This window comes from Burkholderia sp. BCC0397, from assembly GCF_902832865.1.
Classification (GTDB): Bacteria; Pseudomonadota; Gammaproteobacteria; order Burkholderiales; family Burkholderiaceae; genus Burkholderia.
In genome coordinates, this window is record NZ_CADFDL010000016.1 from 72,876 (window position 1) to 88,432 (window position 15,557).

Genomic DNA, 15,557 nt, shown 5'->3' on the forward strand with positions numbered 1-15,557 from the left:
CGGGCAAATGGATAAGCGCCGCTCACGGGGAGCGGCGCGGTCGTGCGCCGGGAGCGGCGACGCGGAGCAGCACGCATGCGCCGGCGGCACGTGGCCGGCCGGCGCGCGGCGTCGCTCAGACGCTCGCCGTCTGGCGGATTTCCTGCAGCAGGTAGCCGAAGCCGCGCACCGTGACGATTTCGACGCGGCACTGTTCGAGTTTCTTGCGTACGCGGTGCACGTAGACTTCGATTGCGGTGTCGCCGAGATCGCCGCCGAAGTGCGTGAGGTGATCCTGCAACTGGGCCTTGCTGACGACGCGGCCGTGACGCAGCAGCAGCATCTCGAGCACCGCGAATTCGCGCGGCGACAGTTCGAGCGGCTTGTCGTCGTTGAAGATGCGGCGGTCGACGCCCGACAGGCGGACGCCGCCGAGCGACACTTCGGGACGCGGCATGTCGCTGTGCGGGCCGCTGCGGCGCATCACCGCGCGGATGCGCGCTTCGAGCTCGGCCGGCTCGAACGGCTTGAGCATGTAGTCGTCGGCGCCGGAGTTCAGGCCCTGGATCCGGTCGTTCAGCTCGTCGCGTGCGGTCAGCACGATGACCGGCGTGTGGCGGTTGGTCTGGCGGAAGCGCGTGAGCAGCGTCATCCCGTCGATGCCCGGCAGGCCGAGGTCGAGGATCACGAGTTCGTGGCGGTTCTGTGCCAGCGCCTGTTCGGCAAAAATGCCGTCATGCACCATGTCGACGGTGAAGCCAGCCTGCTCGAGGCTGCTCTGGATACCGCGTGCGATGGGGCGGTCGTCTTCGATCAGAAGGAGTCGCATGAAGTTCGCTCAAGTACAATGGGTTGGCGGTTCAGGCACGCGGACAGCACGAAGCCGTTTCCACAGGGGCGCCGCATCGCCTGACATCAAGCATGGCGGCCAGCGAACGATTAAATCCAATCATGTCCGATATTTCGATCCACGACCTAGAAGCCGCGATCAATTTCTGGCGCGCCCGCTCGCCGTCGAGCGGCGACGAACTCAAACTCTGCGAAGAGGCCAGCGCGCTCTCCAAGCCGTATGCGCTGCTGATTGTACAGCGCGAAAGCGCGCTGCAACTGGAAGGATTGGACCCCAAAGCGCGGAAAGCGTACGAGACTTACGTGCGCCTTAAGGATGGCTTGGAAAGCTGAAGGCTTTCGCTCAGTACATCCTAGAAAACGTTCATCGAAATGAAAAGTTGACGCGCCGCGCACCGAAAGATGCGCGGCGGTAGAGGCGGGACTCAGGCGCCCGGTTGCGCGTGCGCGGCGGCACCGTCGATGAACCGCGCGAGTTCGATGTCGCGTTCGGTCAGGCCGTCGGCGTCGTGGGTCGACAGCGTGACGTCGACGCGGTTGTACACGTTGAACCATTCGGGATGGTGGTTCATCTCCTGCGCCTTGATCGCGACACGCGTCATGAAGCCGAATGCCTCGTTGAAATCGGCGAAGCGCAGGCGGCGCTGGATCGCGTCGCGGCCCGCCACGGCCGTCCAGAGCGGCAGGCCTTCGAGCCGGGTCTTGCGTTCTTCGGATGTGAGCTTGTGGATCATCTTGCACCTCTCGTTCGGTAACGGCGCCCGCGCGCGGCTGCGCCGCGCGGCGAAGCCGGCATCGTTCATTGTTTCATAGTTGCGGACAGGGTGACGGGCGGCCGGCGGTCGGCACCGCGGCGCCCGGCGTGTCACGCGTCGGCGTCGTCGGGCCAGCCTTCGCCCGTGCCGCGATGCAGCACGCGGTCGGTCTCGCGCACTGCACCGGCCGCGAATTCGGGCAGCGCCGCGAGCCGGTCGGCCAGTGCGCGGCCGTCGACGTCGGCGAGCGCGAACAGCTGCGCGAAATCGTCGATCACGAAGTAGGTCTTCTGGAACGTGTCGATCCGGTACTTCGTGCGCATCACGCGTTCCAGGTCGAACCCGAGCCGGTTCGGCGCCGCGCTTTCGAGGCTGTACAGGCTTTCGCCCTTGCTCGACACGATCCCGGCGCCGTAGATCGACAGCCCGTTCGTGCCGCGCGGGTCGCGGATCAGCCCGAATTCCACCGTATACCAATAGAGGCGCGCGAGCCGCGCCAGTGCCGCTTCGTCGTCGGCGACCGCGAGCGCGGTGCGGCCATACGCCTGCATGTAGTCGGCGAACACCGGGTCGATCAGCAGCGGCACGTGGCCGAACAGGTCGTGGAAGCAGTCGGGTTCCTGCAGGTAGTCGAGCTGGTCGGGACGGCGCATCCACCAGGTGACCGGGAAACGCCGGTTCGCGAGATGCGCGAAGAACACGCGGTCGGGCACGAGGCCCGGCACCGCGACGATTTCCCAGCCGGTCGCGGGCTTCAACTGACGGTTCACGTCGGCGAACGACGGCACGCGATCGGCCGGCAGCTCGATCTTGCCGAGCCCGGCGACGAACGCATCGCACGCGCGGCCGCGCAGCAGGGCCGACTGGCGCGCATAGAGCTGCTGCCACACCGCGTGGTCGACCTGGCCGTAGCGCTGCAGCGGCTGGTCGATGGTGAAATCGGCGCGGGTTTCGAGGCCCGCGTCGAACTGCTCCTGCAGTTTCGCGGTGACGACGGTGGACATGATCAGGCTCTGCACGCTGTGGTTGGAACCATGCAAGTGTAGAGCGGGCTGCGCGCGGATTGGGCGCATAGTTGGCGTCGATTTGCCGGATGATGCGATAATCGCGCATCAAATAGCGAATCAATGCGGAGAATGCTCATGCTGGAACTCGATCACTTCGATCTCGCGCTGCTGGACGTGCTGCAGCGCTTCGGTCGCGCGACGCATCAGCAACTGGGCGAGCAGGTGCCGCTGTCGCCGTCGCAGATCGGCCGGCGGCTGCAGCGGCTCGAGGCGGCCGGCGTGATCGAAGGCTACCGCGTGATGCTGCGGCCCGAAAAGCTCGGGCTCGGCGTGACCGCGTTCACGAGCCTGAAGCTCAAGCATCACGGCGATTCGATCATCGAGCAGTTCCAGCAGCAGATCGACGTGCTGCCCGAAGTGCTCGAATGCCATGCGGTGGTCGGCGATGCCGACTATTTGTTGCGGATCGTTGCGCCGGATCTCAACGCGCTGTCGCAGTTCGTGATGAAGAAGCTGATGCGGGTGCCGGGCGTCGACAGCGTGCGCTCGAACATCGTGCTGACGACCTTCAAGCGCAACGGTGCACTGCCGCTCGCGCACCTGGCGCCCGGCGCCGCGTGACGGGGAGGCAGTAGTGGCGCTGGCGCTGAAGGCGGCCCCCGCGGCGTCGCCTTCGGTGGGGCCGGATCAGGCCGTTTCGGGCTGGGTGTCGGCGTTCAGCAGATCGACGTACGCGACCGCGACGAGATCGTCCTGCGCCACGCCGAGCTTCGCGAACACCTCGTGCGCTTCGGCTTCGCCGCCGGCTTCGTCGTCGTCCGGGCCGAGCACGACTTCGAGCTCGATGAAATCGCCGAGGCCGTCGACGCGGTCGAGATGGATGCGGGTGCGGCCCGCGAGGTACACGTGCCGCTCCTTCGTCACGATCCCGCGCGTGGTCAGCGCGGTCGCGAGCAGCGAATGCATCGCGTCGGGGTTCGTCACCGGGCTGCGCGTGTAGTACGACGCCTTCGGGCCGTCGCGGTCATCGCGCTGATAGAAGATCAGCTCGGCCGGCGTGCCGTCCTCGAAGCGGCGCAGCTTCAGCCGGCCGCGCGGCACGTCGTAGAAGAAATCCTGCTGGCGGTAGAACAACGGCGCTTCGGTCGCGAGTTGGGCCGCCTGTTCGCGCAGCCGGTCGAATTCACGGGCGCGGGCTTTGATCTCGATGTTGCGGGCCATGCGGGTCTCCTTCAATCGGGGTCTCGCGGTGTGCGAACGCACAATCTAGCAAAAAGCCTGCGAAGGCGGCGTGACGAGCGGACGGGACGCGGCACGGACGCGGCGATACGACGCGGGGCGGGCGATCCGGATGCGTCGCCGGTTCCCTTATCCCTTGTCGCCTGCATGCGCTTGCTCGCATGGCGTCGGTTGCAGACGGGCGACCGGCGGTGCGTCAGGCGTCGACGCCCGGTGCGCGGCCGCCCGCATCGACATCAGCCACGCTCATATCGCCCACTGCGCTTCGATCAGCCGCAGCGCGGCCGCGATCGCCGGCTCGTCGCGCCGCTCGGCGAGCGTCACGAACGTCAGTTCGGTCGGCACCGTCACGCGTTCGACGATCGTCAGCGCGTGCGCGTGCGCTTCGGCCAGCGCAGTCGAATCGCGCGCGAGCGTCAACCCGATCCCCGATTTGACGAGGTCGAGCATCGATTGCTCCTGGTCGACCTCGGCGACCTTCACCGGCTGCGCGCCGGCCTTCGCGAAACGCCGCGACAGCAGCCGGTGGTGCGCGGACGCCGGCGGCGTCCAGATCCACGGCAGAGCGGCGAGCGCGCGCCAGTCGTGCGCGCGCTGCACGCGCTCCTTCCAGCCGGCCGGCGCGAGCACGCGGTACTGGAAATGCGTGAGCGTGACGGTGTGGAACAGCGCGCCGTCGAGCGGATCGTCGTCGCCCGGCCGGCCGATGTAGTAGCCGACGTCGAGCGCCTGCGCGCGCACCTGTTCGAGCACCCAGCCCGACATCCCGTGCCGCAGCGCGGTCTCGATCTGCGGATGGGTCTCGACCAGCGCGCGCAGGAAACCGCCGAGCCGCAGGAACCCCGGATCGAGGATCGTGCCGATCCGCAGCCGGCCGCGCACCTCGTGCCGCAGCGCGGCGGCGGCGCGCTGCACGTCGGCGGCCGCGGCGAGCGCGCGTTCCGCATGCGGCAGCAGCGTCTGCCCGTCGCGCGTGAGCGCGAGCCCGCGCGACGTGCGCGTGAACAGCGCGACGCCGAGCGTTTCCTGCAGATGCTTGATCTGCAGGCTGACGGCCGGCTGTGTGAGGTGCAACTGCGCGGCGGCGCGCGTCAGGTTGCCTTCGCGCGCGACCGTCGCGAATGCGCGGAGCAGGGTGAGATCCATCGTCGTGATATGAGCGCGGCTTATAACGCAGTTCAGCATAACTCATTGGATCGGCGGCCGCGCGCGGGAGTACGCTTCATCGGGTCGTGGCGCTGGGGCCGCCAGTGCGGCGCCCGACGCGACGCACTATGCTGAAAATGCGCGCGGCATCGCGCCGCGCGGTGCACAACAAGCAAGAAGGGGACACGCCGTGAGTACTCAACGCACGCTCGAGGGCGAATTCGACTACGTGATCGTCGGCGCGGGCACCGCGGGCTGCGTGCTCGCGAACCGCCTGACCGAGGATCCCGACATCAGCGTGCTGCTGCTCGAAGCGGGCGGCAAGGACGACTATCACTGGATTCATATCCCGGTCGGCTATCTGTATTGCATCGGCAACCCGCGCACCGACTGGCTGTACAAGACGCAGCCCGAAGCGGCGCTCAACGGCCGTGCGCTGTCGTATCCGCGCGGCCGCGTGCTCGGCGGCTGCTCGTCGATCAACGGGATGATCTACATGCGCGGCCAGCGCGAGGACTACGACAACTGGGCACAGGAAACCGGCGATGCCGGCTGGTCGTGGGACAGCGTGCTGCCGATCTTCAAGCGCAGCGAGGATCACCACGCGGGCGCGAGCGACGCGCACGGCGCGGGCGGCTACTGGCGCGTCGAGAAGCAGCGGCTGCGCTGGGAGATCCTCGAATCGTTCGCGCAGGCTGCGCAGCAGACGGGCATTCCCGCCACCGACGATTTCAACCGCGGCGACAATACCGGGGTCGGCTATTTCGAGGTGAACCAGAAGCGCGGCGTGCGCTGGAATACGTCGAAGGCGTTCCTGCGGCCCGCGATGGCGCGCCCGAACCTGACCGTGATCACCGGCGCGCATGCGCAGCGCGTGATCTTCGACGGGCGGCGCGCGGTCGGCGTCGAGTACCACGGCGGCGGCACCGATTACGTCGCGCGCGCGCGGGCGGAAGTGCTGCTGACGTCGGGCGCGGTGAATTCGCCGCAACTGCTCGAACTGTCGGGCATCGGCGACGGCCGGCGGCTGCAGGCGCTCGGTATCGACGTCGTGCAGGATCTGCCGGGCGTCGGCGAAAACCTGCAGGATCACCTGCAATTGCGGATGGCGTTTCGCGTCGACGGCGTGCGCACGCTCAACACGCTGTCCGCGCACTGGTGGGGCAAGCTGATGATCGGCGCCGAATATGCGCTGCTGCAGCGCGGGCCGATGTCGATGGCGCCGTCGCAGCTGGGCGCGTTCGCGAAATCGGATCCGGACGATCCCGCACTCACGCGCCCCGATCTCCAGTACCACGTGCAGCCGCTGTCGCTCGAACGCTTCGGCGAGCCGCTGCACGGCTTCAACGCCTTTACGGCGTCGGTCTGCCATTTGCGGCCGAGCTCGCGCGGCAGCGTGCACGTCACGAGCGCCGATCCGGGCACCGCACCGGCGATCGCGCCGAACTATCTGTCGACCGATCACGATCGGCACGTTGCCGCGAACGCGCTGCGTCTCACGCGCCGGATCGCGTCCGCGCCGGCGCTCGCGCGCTACCGCCCCGAGGAAATCCTGCCGGGCCCGCAGTACCGGACCGAAGCCGAGCTGATCGACGCGGCCGGCGCCGTCGGCACGACGATCTTCCACCCGGTCGGCACGTGCCGGATGGGGCGCGCCGACGACGCGCGCGCGGTGGTCGACAGCCGGCTGCGCGTGCGCGGCATCGCCGGGTTGCGGATCGTCGATGCGTCGGTGATGCCGTTCATCACGTCGGGCAACACCAATTCGCCGACGCTGATGATCGCCGAGCGCGCGAGCGACATGATTCGTGCCGACCTCCGGGCGGCGCGCGAAACGACGTCGGTGCGAACCGAGGCCGCGGCGACGGCTGCATGACGGCCCGCTGACATGTGCGCCAGCGGGCCGTCATGCGAACGCCCGCTGATTCGCTATGCGAAACAAGCTGCCGGCGCTTCCGCTCGACGGCAAGATCCGTGCAAGCCGCGCCGTTGCGCGGTTTTTTTTCGGCGCTTGCATGCCACGTGCTGCAGCAGGTCAACGCATGATGATGCACGTGTCAAAAAAGCACGGCGAGAAACCGCGTGCAGTCGCGTCCGATAGGGCGGTCACCCCTATAAGTGCAAATCCCGATGATTGCACTGCACCAACGGCGCGACAATGTTGCGCAATGTGCATACGCGTCGGCGCGGGAGACCACCCTCGAGGCGTACCACGGCGCCCGGGGGCAGACCGCTGATCCGCTGACCTGTTCGCGGCGCTCGCGCCAGGCTTCCCGGTGCTTCGCCTGACTTCGTACGGAAGGGAACATGATTCTCGGCGACACGATTCTGGAAACACGCGGACTGACGAAGGAATTCAGGGGCTTCACCGCCGTGAACGGCGTCAACCTGCGTGTGCGGCGCGGTGCGATCCACGCATTGATCGGGCCGAACGGCGCGGGCAAGACCACCTGTTTCAACCTCCTCACCAAATTTCTGACGCCGACGGCCGGCCAGATCGTCTTCAACGGCATCGACATCACCGACGAGCGGCCCGCGCAGGTCGCGCGGCGCGGCATCATCCGCTCGTTCCAGATCTCGGCCGTGTTCCCGCACCTGAGCGCGCTGCAGAACGTGCGCATCGGCCTGCAGCGGGCACTCGGCACCGAATTCCATTTCTGGCGCAGCGAGCGCACGCTGAAGCGGCTCGACGATCGCGCGATGGACCTGCTCACGCAGGTCGGCCTCACCGATTTCGCGCACGTGCCGACCGTCGAGCTCGCCTACGGCCGCAAGCGCGCGCTCGAGATCGCGACGACGCTGGCGATGGAACCCGAACTGATGCTGCTCGACGAGCCCACGCAGGGGATGGGCCACGAGGACGTCGACCGCGTGACCGCGCTGATCAAGAAGGTCGCGAGCGGCCGCACGATCCTGATGGTGGAACACAACATGAACGTGATCGCGGGGATCTCCGACACGATCACCGTCCTGCAACGCGGCGAGGTGCTGGCCGAAGGCTCGTATGCGGAAGTATCGAAGAATCCGCTCGTGATCGAGGCCTACATGGGCAGTGCCGATGCGGCGCTCGCGGGGGCGCACGCATGAAGCACAGCGAACGGGAGGAACGCGAATTGAGCGGCGTCGAGAGCGGTACGCCTGCGCTGGAGATCACGGGCCTGGAGGCCTGGTACGGGGAATCCCACATATTGCACGGCGTCGACCTGACCGTGCATCGCGGCGAGGTCGTCACGCTGCTCGGCCGCAACGGCGCGGGCCGCACGACGACGCTGCGCGCGATCATGGGCCTCACGGGCCGCCGCAGCGGGTCGATCAAGGTCGCGGGCCACGAGACGATCGGCCTCGCGACGCACCGCATCGCGCATTACGGCATCGGCTATTGCCCGGAGGAGCGCGGGATCTTCTCGAGCCTGTCGTGCGAGGAGAACCTGATGCTGCCGCCGCTGATCGGGCCGGTCGAGCACGCGATGTCGCTCGACGAGATCTACGCGATGTTCCCGAACCTCGCGTCGCGCCGGCAGAGCCAGGGCACGCGGCTGTCCGGCGGCGAGCAGCAGATGCTCGCGGTCGCGCGGATCCTGCGCACCGGCGCGAACCTGCTGCTGCTCGACGAGATCTCCGAAGGCCTGGCGCCGGTGATCGTGCAGGCGCTCGCGCGGATGATCGTCGCGCTGAAGGCGCGCGGCTACACGATCGTGATGGTCGAACAGAATTTCCGCTTCGCCGCGCCGCTCGCCGACCGCTTCTACGTGATGGAGCACGGCAGCATCGTCGAGCATTTCCGCGCATCCGAACTGGAAGGCAAGATGCCGACCCTGCACGACCTGCTCGGAGTGTGACGCCGCCCCGTTTCCCTTGCCGCTAGCCGTGGCGGCCCTCGAACAACCACAACGCATCAGAACAACAGGAGACGTCAATGAAAATGAAGACCCTCGCACAGGCCTGTCTCGCGCTCGCGACCGCCGCGTTCACCGCCGGCGCCGCCCACGCGGCGGATACCGTGAAGATCGGCTTCATCACCGACATGTCGGGGCTTTACGCGGATATCGACGGGCAGGGCGGTCTCGAGGCGATCCGCATGGCGGTCGCGGACTTCGGCGGCAAGGTGCTCGGCAAGCCGATCGAGGTCGTCTATGCCGACCACCAGAACAAGGCCGACATCGCCGCGTCGAAGGCGCGCGAATGGATGGACCGCGGCGGGCTCGACCTGCTGGTCGGCGGCACGAACTCGGCCACCGCGCTGTCGATGAACCAGGTCGCGGGCGAGAAGAAGAAGGTCTACATCAACATCGGCGCGGGCGCCGACACGCTGACCAACGAGCAGTGCACGCCGTACACGGTCCACTACGCGTACGACACGATGGCGCTCGCGAAGGGCACCGGTTCGGCGGTGGTGAAGCAGGGCGGCAAGACGTGGTTCTTCCTGACGGCCGACTACGCGTTCGGCAAGGCGCTCGAGAAGAACACGTCGGACGTCGTGAAGGCGAACGGCGGCCAGGTGCTCGGCGCGGTGCGCCACCCGCTGTCCGCGTCGGATTTCTCGTCGTTCCTGCTGCAGGCGCAATCGTCGAAGGCGCAGATCCTCGGCCTCGCGAACGCCGGCGGCGACACGATCAACTCGATCAAGGCCGCGAAGGAGTTCGGCATCACGAAGACGATGAAGCTCGCCGCGCTGCTGATGTTCATCGACGACGTGCACAGCCTCGGCCTCGAAACGACGCAAGGCCTCGTGCTGACCGACAGCTGGTACTGGAACCGCGACGCGGCGTCGCGCCAGTGGGCGCAGCGCTACTTCGGCAAGATGAAGAAGATGCCGTCGAGCCTGCAGGCGGCCGACTACTCGTCGGTGACGACGTACCTGAAGGCCGTGCAGGCCGCCGGGACGACCGACTCCGACAAGGTGATGGCCGAGCTGAAGAAGATCAAGATCAGCGACTTCTACGCGAAGGGCTACATCCGCCAGGACGGCAGCATGATCCACGACATGTACCTGATGGAAGTGAAGAAGCCGTCGGAATCGAAGGAGCCGTGGGACTACTACAAGGTGCTCGCGACGATTCCGGGCGAACAGGCGTTCGGCACCAAGCAGGAAACGCGCTGCGCGCTGTGGAAGTAAGCATCGCGTAGCGGCGCGCACGGGCGCGCCGCACGGTGGCGGCTGCAGCGATGTGCCCGCTGCGCCGCCCGCATGCGCGCTGCATGAACGTTGCGTACGCAACGAAACTCATTCTGACGGCTAAGTCGATGGAAATCTTTGGCATTCCGTTGCCGGCGATGCTGAGCCAGTTGCTGCTCGGGCTCGTCAACGGCTCGTTCTACGCGATCCTGAGCCTCGGGCTCGCGGTGATCTTCGGGCTGCTCAACGTGATCAACTTCGCGCACGGCGCGCTGTTCATGCTGGGCGCGATGCTCGCGTGGATGGGCCTGTCGTATTTCGGGCTGCCGTACTGGGCGATGCTCGTGCTCGCGCCGCTCATCGTCGGTGCGTTCGGGATCGCGGTCGAGCGTTCGATGCTGCGCTGGCTGTACAAGCTCGATCATCTGTACGGGTTGCTGCTCACGTTCGGCCTCACGCTCGTCGTCGAAGGCGTGTTCCGGTCGGTCTACGGATCGTCCGGCCAGTCGTACGACGTGCCGTCGCAGCTGTCCGGCGCGACCAATCTCGGCTTCATGTTCCTGCCGAACTATCGCGCGTGGGTCGTCGTCGCGTCGCTCGCGGTGTGTCTCGCGACCTGGTTCGTGATCGAGAAGACGCGCCTGGGCGCGTATTTGCGCGCGGGCACCGAGAACCCGAAGCTCGTCGAGGCGTTCGGCGTGAACGTGCCGATGATGATCACGCTCACCTACGGCTTCGGCGTCGCGCTCGCCGCGTTCGCGGGCGTGCTCGCCGCGCCGGTGATCCAGGTGTCGCCGTTGATGGGCCAGCCGATGATCATCACCGTGTTCGCGGTGGTCGTGATCGGCGGGATGGGCTCGATTCTCGGCTCGATCATCACCGGGCTGCTGCTCGGCGTGATCGAGGGCTTCACGCGTGTGTTCTATCCGGAAGCATCGGCCACGGTCGTGTTCGTGATCATGGCGATCGTGCTGCTGATCCGCCCGGCGGGCCTGTTCGGCAAGGAAAAATGATGCAGAGAAAAGTGCTCTACGGCGTGCTGCTCGCCGCACTGTTCGCCGCGCCGTTCATCGGCGCGTATCCGGTGTTCGTGATGAAGGTGCTCACGTTCGCGCTGTTCGCGGCCGCGTTCAACCTGCTGATCGGCTATACGGGGCTGCTGTCGTTCGGCCATGCGATGTTCCTCGCGACCGCCGGCTACGCGACCGGCTATGCGATCCAGACGCTCGGCTTCACGCCCGAGCTCGGCGTGCTCGTCGGGACGTTCGCCGCGACGCTGCTCGGGCTCGTCGTCGGCCTGTTCGCGATTCGCCGGCAGGGCATCTACTTCGCGATGATCACGCTCGCGTTTGCGCAGATGGTCTATTTCATCTACCTGCAGGCGCCGTTCACGCACGGCGAGGATGGCCTGCAGGGCGTGCCGCGCGGGCGCCTGTTCGGGCTCGTCGACCTGTCGAACGACGTCGCGCTGTACTACGTCGTGCTCGCGGTGATCGTCGCGGCGTGCGCGTTCATCGTGCGGATCGTGCACTCGCCGTTCGGCCAGGTGCTCGTCGCGATCAAGGAAAACGAAGCGCGCGCGATCTCGCTCGGCTACGACACCGACCGCTTCAAGCTGCTCGCGTTCATCCTGTCGTCCGGGCTCGCGGGGCTGGCCGGTTCGCTGAAGGTGCTGGTGCTCGGCTTCGAGACGCTGTCCGACGCGCACTGGACGATGTCGGGCCTCGTCGTGCTGATGACGCTGGTCGGCGGGATGGGCACGCTGTTCGGGCCGCTCTTGGGCGCCGCGCTGATCGTGGCGCTGGAAGACCGGCTCGGCGACATCGGCGAATGGCTCGCGTCGACGACGGGCGTCGCGTGGTTCCATTCGCTCGGCGAATCGACGACGATCGTCACCGGGCTGATCTTCATCGCCTGCGTGCTGGCATTCCGGCGCGGCATCGTCGGCGAGATGGTCGCGCGGATCAAGCCGCTCAGGGCCTCGTCGTGAGCATGCCGTGCGCGTCGCCCGCGTTGATGCGAAGCACCATCTCGCCCGCCCGGGAAGGGCGTCGCAGCGGGTTCGGGCCGGCGTCGCGCGGCAGGCTGGTGCCCCATTTTCGTGCGGCGATGCACCATAGGGGTAAATGCTAAGTTGTCGTGGTGCTTAAGCCTCTTTAAGATTCACCCTAGTTCTGATGCACCGCGAAACGAATTTGCAGGTGGAGAACGAGGAGACAATCGAGGCACAAAGTGCCCGGACCCCAAAGCGCTGTTGGACGGAATCCAACAGCGCTTTTTCATTTGCGTGCACGGATTCCCTCGATGGTGCATCGGCCCGCGTGACGGCCACCTTCCGCGTTTGCATTCGCACCGCGTCTTTTCCGCGCTTCGCCGCGTCCCCCGTTTTTCCCTTTCCCGCGATCCGTTCGCAGCCGATGCGCCATCCTGCACAGGCGCTCCGGGCTTACCCGGTTGGCGTGCGCGAAATGCGTCCGTTACACTCGGCTTTCGCCGACCGTGCGGTCGGGAAAATCGGTCGGCAGTTCTCCTACAAGCACAATGCAGAAGAGGGAGTACGGTTGGATGAGCAGCGCAGCACAATGGATCGGGGCAGGAGAGGCGGCGGGCGCCGTTTGTTCGTCTTGGGGTGGGCGACGGGTCATCGCGGCATTCCCGAGCCGCTCCGCGGCCTGTATGCGCGTCCCGGCGCCAGTGCGGGTCGTTGCGCTCGCATCCGTATCTGCATCCGCATTCGCGTTCACACTCGCATGAGTGGCCGGCTTCCCGATGTTTCATCGCTCGCCATGCGTGCCGACCATCGATGCGCGCGCAACGTTCTTCCGCGCGCTTCCTCATTTCTTCGCTTTCTTCATCCTGACGACACCGCTGCTGCGCATCGTGACGGCCGAACGGCCGTTTCAATCGGTGCGCGGCGCGTGGCGGCGTGTCGCGGGAAAACGAGCGTAGGCGCGGTCAGGCGAGATAGTTAAATTATTAACTTGTTTGGGGGGCCGGGCGTCGCCCGAGCGACCCGTGGTTTTTTCGAGCAGCGTTTGGAGACAACGAAAATGAAGATGAATCGATGGATGGAGGCCCTGCTTGCCGCGGGCCTCGTGTGTGCGGCGGCCACGGCGTCGGCGCAGGTCAAGATCGGCGTGACGCTGTCGGCCACCGGGCCGGCCGCCTCGCTCGGGATTCCGGAAAAGAACACGATCGCGCTGCTGCCGAAGGAAATCGCGGGCAAGAGCGTCCAGTACATCGTGCTCGACGACGCCTCCGACACGAGCCGCGCGGTGCAGAACGTGCGCAAGCTGATCGACGAGGACCACGTCGACGCGATCATCGGCTCGTCCGTCACGCCGAACTCGCTCGCGATGCTCGATCCCGTGTCGCAGGGCAAGACGCCGACGATCTCGCTCGCGGCCAGCGCGCAGATCATCGCGCCGATGGACGCGAAGCGCGCGTGGATGTTCAAGGTGCCGCAGAACGACCAGCTGATGGCCGACGCGATCGCCGGCTACATGGCGAAGCACGGCGTGAAGACGGTCGGCTTCATCGGCTTCGCCGACGCGTACGGCGACAGCTGGTACAAGACGTTCGACGCGGCGGCCGCGAAGAACGGGCTGAAGCTGGTGTCGAACGAGCGCTACAACCGGACCGATGCGTCGGTGATGGGGCAGGTGCTGAAGCTGCTGGGCTCGAACCCGGATGCGGTGCTGATCGCGGGCTCCGGTACGCCGGCGGCGCTGCCGGCCAAGACGCTGAAGGAGCGCGGCTACAAGGGCAAGGTGTACCAGACGCACGGCGTCGCGAACAACGATTTCCTGCGCGTGTGCGGCAAGGATTGCGAAGGCGAGATCCTGCCGGCCGGCCCCGTGCTCGTGACCGACCAGCTGCCCGATTCGAATCCGGTGAAGAAGCCGGCGCTCGGCTACAAGGCCGCGTACGAGAAGGCGTACGGCGCCGGTTCGCTGGCGACGTTCGGCGGCCATGCGTGGGATGCGGGCCTGCTGCTGCAGCGGGCGATCCCGGAAGCGCTGAAGAAGGGCCAGCCGGGCACCGAGGCGTTCCGCGAAGCGCTGCGCGCGTCGCTCGAGAGCGTGAAGGACCTGCCCGTCTCGCACGGCGTGATCAACATGACGGCGACCGATCACAACGGCTTCGACACGCGTGCGCGCGTGATGGTGCAGATCGTCGACGGCAAGTGGAAGTTGCAGGCCGAGTAAGCATCACGTGAAACCGGCGTGCGCGGCGCGAATGGCGCCGCGTGTGCCGTCGGCAGGGTAGTGTGCCCCAGGGCCGCACCCGTGCCGCCTGGAACCACCGGGGCCCGCCGCATGGCGCGCGACGTGCCGATCGCGTCGCGCGCGCTCCGGCCGTTTCCGCCTTTCGTTTCTCCGCAGCATTCTCTCGATACACGAAACGTATGGATCTCTCGATTGCGGCGATCCTCGCGCAAGACGGCATCACGACCGGCGCCATTTATGCATTGTTGTCGCTGGCGCTCGTGCTGGTGTTTTCCGTCACGCGGGTGATCTTCATTCCCCAGGGCGAATTCGTCGCCTACGGTGCGCTGACGCTGGCCGCGTTGCAGGCGCAGAAATTCCCCGCCACCTGCTGGCTGCTGTTCGTGATGGGCATCGCGTGCTTCCTGCTCGAAGCCGGCGGCCTGATCCGGCATCGCGAACGCCGCCATCAGCTCGGCCGCACGCTCGCGACGCTCGGCAGCCGCTACATCCTGCTGCCGCTCGCGGTGTTCGCGATCACGCGCAGCTTTGCCGCGCAGCCGATGCCGATGCTCGCGCAGATCGCGCTGACGCTCGCGATCGTCGTGCCGATGGGGCCGTTCGTCTACCGGCTCGTGTACCAGCCGATCGCCGAAGGCACGACGCTGCTGCTGCTGATCGTGTCGGTCGCCGTCCATTTCGCGATGGTCGGCCTCGGCCTCGTGATGTTCGGCGCGGAAGGCTCGCGCACCAACGGGTTCTCGGACGCGTCGCTCGCGGTCGGCAGCATGACGGTGTCGGTGCAGAGCATCCTGGTCGTCGTCACGGCGCTCGTGCTGATCGGCGCGCTCTACGTGTACTTCGGCCGCACGATCGCCGGCAAGGCGCTGCGCGCGACGTCGGTGAACCGGCTCGGTGCGCAGCTCGTCGGCATCGGCACGACCGAAGCCGGGCGGCTCGCGTTCACGTTCGCGGCCGGGCTCGGCGTGCTGTCCGGGATCCTCGTCGGCCCGCTGACGACGATCTACTACGACTCGGGCTTCCTGATCGGCCTGAAGGGCTTCGTCGGCGCGATCATCGGCGGGCTCGTCAGCTACCCGCTCGCGGCCGCCGGCTCGCTGCTCGTCGGCGTGCTCGAATCGTATTCGTCGTTCTGGGCGAGCGCATACAAGGAGGTGATCGTGTTCACGCTGATCATTCCGGTGCTGCTGTGGCGGAGCTTCGTGACGCCGCATGCGGAAGAGGAAGAGGAGTGACG

At 66.8% G+C, this 15,557-nt stretch carries 15 protein-coding genes; 10 read left to right on the forward strand and 5 right to left on the reverse strand.

Annotated elements, in window-relative coordinates:
* Nucleotides 1-115: 115 nt before the first annotated feature.
* Nucleotides 116-808: a response regulator transcription factor gene (locus HWX03_RS31940; protein WP_006401494.1), complete on the reverse strand. Its 693-nt coding sequence runs from the start codon at nt 806-808 to the stop codon at nt 116-118.
* A 122-nt stretch (nt 809-930) separates the two neighbouring features.
* Here HWX03_RS31940 and HWX03_RS31945 point away from each other — a divergent pair, with 122 nt between their 5' ends.
* Entirely contained in the window at nt 931-1,161 is a 231-nt protein-coding gene (locus HWX03_RS31945) for a DUF3717 domain-containing protein (RefSeq protein WP_006401493.1), read from the forward strand.
* A gap of 92 nt (nt 1,162-1,253) precedes the next feature.
* Here the strand turns inward: HWX03_RS31945 and HWX03_RS31950 are convergent, their stop codons facing one another.
* Entirely contained in the window at nt 1,254-1,631 is a 378-nt protein-coding gene (locus HWX03_RS31950) for a 4a-hydroxytetrahydrobiopterin dehydratase (protein ID WP_279608059.1), read from the reverse strand.
* A 62-nt stretch (nt 1,632-1,693) separates the two neighbouring features.
* Entirely contained in the window at nt 1,694-2,587 is an 894-nt protein-coding gene (phhA, locus tag HWX03_RS31955; protein ID WP_217445659.1) for a phenylalanine 4-monooxygenase, read from the reverse strand.
* A gap of 138 nt (nt 2,588-2,725) precedes the next feature.
* Here phhA and HWX03_RS31960 point away from each other — a divergent pair, with 138 nt between their 5' ends.
* Nucleotides 2,726-3,211 carry an Lrp/AsnC family transcriptional regulator gene (locus tag HWX03_RS31960; protein WP_050016018.1) on the forward strand — a complete coding sequence of 162 codons (486 nt, stop codon included), beginning with the start codon at nt 2,726-2,728 and terminating at the stop codon, nt 3,209-3,211.
* Nucleotides 3,212-3,277: 66 nt separating this feature from the next.
* Here the strand turns inward: HWX03_RS31960 and HWX03_RS31965 are convergent, their stop codons facing one another.
* Nucleotides 3,278-3,811, reverse strand: coding sequence for a class IV adenylate cyclase (locus tag HWX03_RS31965; protein ID WP_174432104.1), 534 nt, complete (start codon nt 3,809-3,811; stop codon nt 3,278-3,280).
* A gap of 264 nt (nt 3,812-4,075) precedes the next feature.
* Nucleotides 4,076-4,975, reverse strand: a complete 900-nt coding sequence (locus HWX03_RS31970; protein WP_175874006.1) for a LysR family transcriptional regulator — start codon at nt 4,973-4,975, stop codon at nt 4,076-4,078.
* Nucleotides 4,976-5,165: 190 nt separating this feature from the next.
* On the opposite strand from HWX03_RS31970, the gene HWX03_RS31975 reads away from it, so the two are divergent.
* The 8 genes from HWX03_RS31975 to HWX03_RS32010 all read left to right on the forward strand — a co-directional run bounded on the left by HWX03_RS31975 (nt 5,166) and on the right by HWX03_RS32010 (nt 15,555).
* Nucleotides 5,166-6,851: a choline dehydrogenase gene (locus HWX03_RS31975; RefSeq protein ID WP_175874007.1), complete on the forward strand. Its 1,686-nt coding sequence runs from the start codon at nt 5,166-5,168 to the stop codon at nt 6,849-6,851.
* A 431-nt stretch (nt 6,852-7,282) separates the two neighbouring features.
* Nucleotides 7,283-8,062 carry an ABC transporter ATP-binding protein gene (locus HWX03_RS31980; RefSeq protein ID WP_027783147.1) on the forward strand — a complete coding sequence of 260 codons (780 nt, stop codon included), beginning with the start codon at nt 7,283-7,285 and terminating at the stop codon, nt 8,060-8,062.
* On the forward strand, nt 8,059-8,814 hold the full coding sequence (locus HWX03_RS31985; RefSeq protein ID WP_175874008.1) for an ABC transporter ATP-binding protein: 756 nt from the start codon (nt 8,059-8,061) through the stop codon (nt 8,812-8,814). Before HWX03_RS31980 ends, HWX03_RS31985 begins: the two co-directional genes overlap by 4 nt.
* Nucleotides 8,815-8,891: 77 nt before the next feature.
* Nucleotides 8,892-10,091, forward strand: a complete 1,200-nt coding sequence (locus tag HWX03_RS31990) for an ABC transporter substrate-binding protein (protein ID WP_175874009.1) — start codon at nt 8,892-8,894, stop codon at nt 10,089-10,091.
* Between the two features lie 128 nt (nt 10,092-10,219).
* Nucleotides 10,220-11,104, forward strand: coding sequence for a branched-chain amino acid ABC transporter permease (locus tag HWX03_RS31995; RefSeq protein WP_174432109.1), 885 nt, complete (start codon nt 10,220-10,222; stop codon nt 11,102-11,104).
* The gene (locus tag HWX03_RS32000) at nt 11,104-12,081 is read left to right on the forward strand and encodes a branched-chain amino acid ABC transporter permease (RefSeq protein ID WP_175823388.1); all 978 of its coding nucleotides are present in this window, start codon (nt 11,104-11,106) and stop codon (nt 12,079-12,081) included. The genes HWX03_RS31995 and HWX03_RS32000 overlap by 1 nt, the downstream gene beginning before the upstream one ends.
* Before the next feature lie 1,060 nt (nt 12,082-13,141).
* The gene (locus HWX03_RS32005) at nt 13,142-14,299 is read left to right on the forward strand and encodes an ABC transporter substrate-binding protein (RefSeq protein ID WP_174432111.1); all 1,158 of its coding nucleotides are present in this window, start codon (nt 13,142-13,144) and stop codon (nt 14,297-14,299) included.
* Between the two features lie 200 nt (nt 14,300-14,499).
* Complete coding sequence (locus tag HWX03_RS32010) at nt 14,500-15,555, forward strand: branched-chain amino acid ABC transporter permease (protein WP_175874010.1); 1,056 nt, start codon at nt 14,500-14,502, stop codon at nt 15,553-15,555.
* Nucleotides 15,556-15,557: the final 2 nt, after the last annotated feature.

Bases quoted from the DNA above. Each gene is read 5' to 3' on its own strand.
- HWX03_RS31940 (WP_006401494.1), bottom strand. From the start codon at position 808: ATGCGACTCCTTCTGATCGAAGACGACCGCCCCATCGCACGCGGTATC.
- HWX03_RS31945 (WP_006401493.1), top strand. From the start codon at position 931: ATGTCCGATATTTCGATCCACGACCTAGAAGCCGCGATCAATTTCTGG.
- HWX03_RS31950 (WP_279608059.1), bottom strand. From the start codon at position 1,631: ATGAACGATGCCGGCTTCGCCGCGCGGCGCAGCCGCGCGCGGGCGCCG.
- phhA (WP_217445659.1), bottom strand. From the start codon at position 2,587: ATGTCCACCGTCGTCACCGCGAAACTGCAGGAGCAGTTCGACGCGGGC.
- HWX03_RS31960 (WP_050016018.1), top strand. From the start codon at position 2,726: ATGCTGGAACTCGATCACTTCGATCTCGCGCTGCTGGACGTGCTGCAG.
- HWX03_RS31965 (WP_174432104.1), bottom strand. From the start codon at position 3,811: ATGGCCCGCAACATCGAGATCAAAGCCCGCGCCCGTGAATTCGACCGG.
- HWX03_RS31970 (WP_175874006.1), bottom strand. From the start codon at position 4,975: ATGGATCTCACCCTGCTCCGCGCATTCGCGACGGTCGCGCGCGAAGGC.
- HWX03_RS31980 (WP_027783147.1), top strand. From the start codon at position 7,283: ATGATTCTCGGCGACACGATTCTGGAAACACGCGGACTGACGAAGGAA.
- HWX03_RS31985 (WP_175874008.1), top strand. From the start codon at position 8,059: ATGAAGCACAGCGAACGGGAGGAACGCGAATTGAGCGGCGTCGAGAGC.
- HWX03_RS31990 (WP_175874009.1), top strand. From the start codon at position 8,892: ATGAAAATGAAGACCCTCGCACAGGCCTGTCTCGCGCTCGCGACCGCC.
- HWX03_RS31995 (WP_174432109.1), top strand. From the start codon at position 10,220: ATGGAAATCTTTGGCATTCCGTTGCCGGCGATGCTGAGCCAGTTGCTG.
- HWX03_RS32000 (WP_175823388.1), top strand. From the start codon at position 11,104: ATGCAGAGAAAAGTGCTCTACGGCGTGCTGCTCGCCGCACTGTTCGCC.
- HWX03_RS32005 (WP_174432111.1), top strand. From the start codon at position 13,142: ATGAAGATGAATCGATGGATGGAGGCCCTGCTTGCCGCGGGCCTCGTG.
- HWX03_RS32010 (WP_175874010.1), top strand. From the start codon at position 14,500: ATGGATCTCTCGATTGCGGCGATCCTCGCGCAAGACGGCATCACGACC.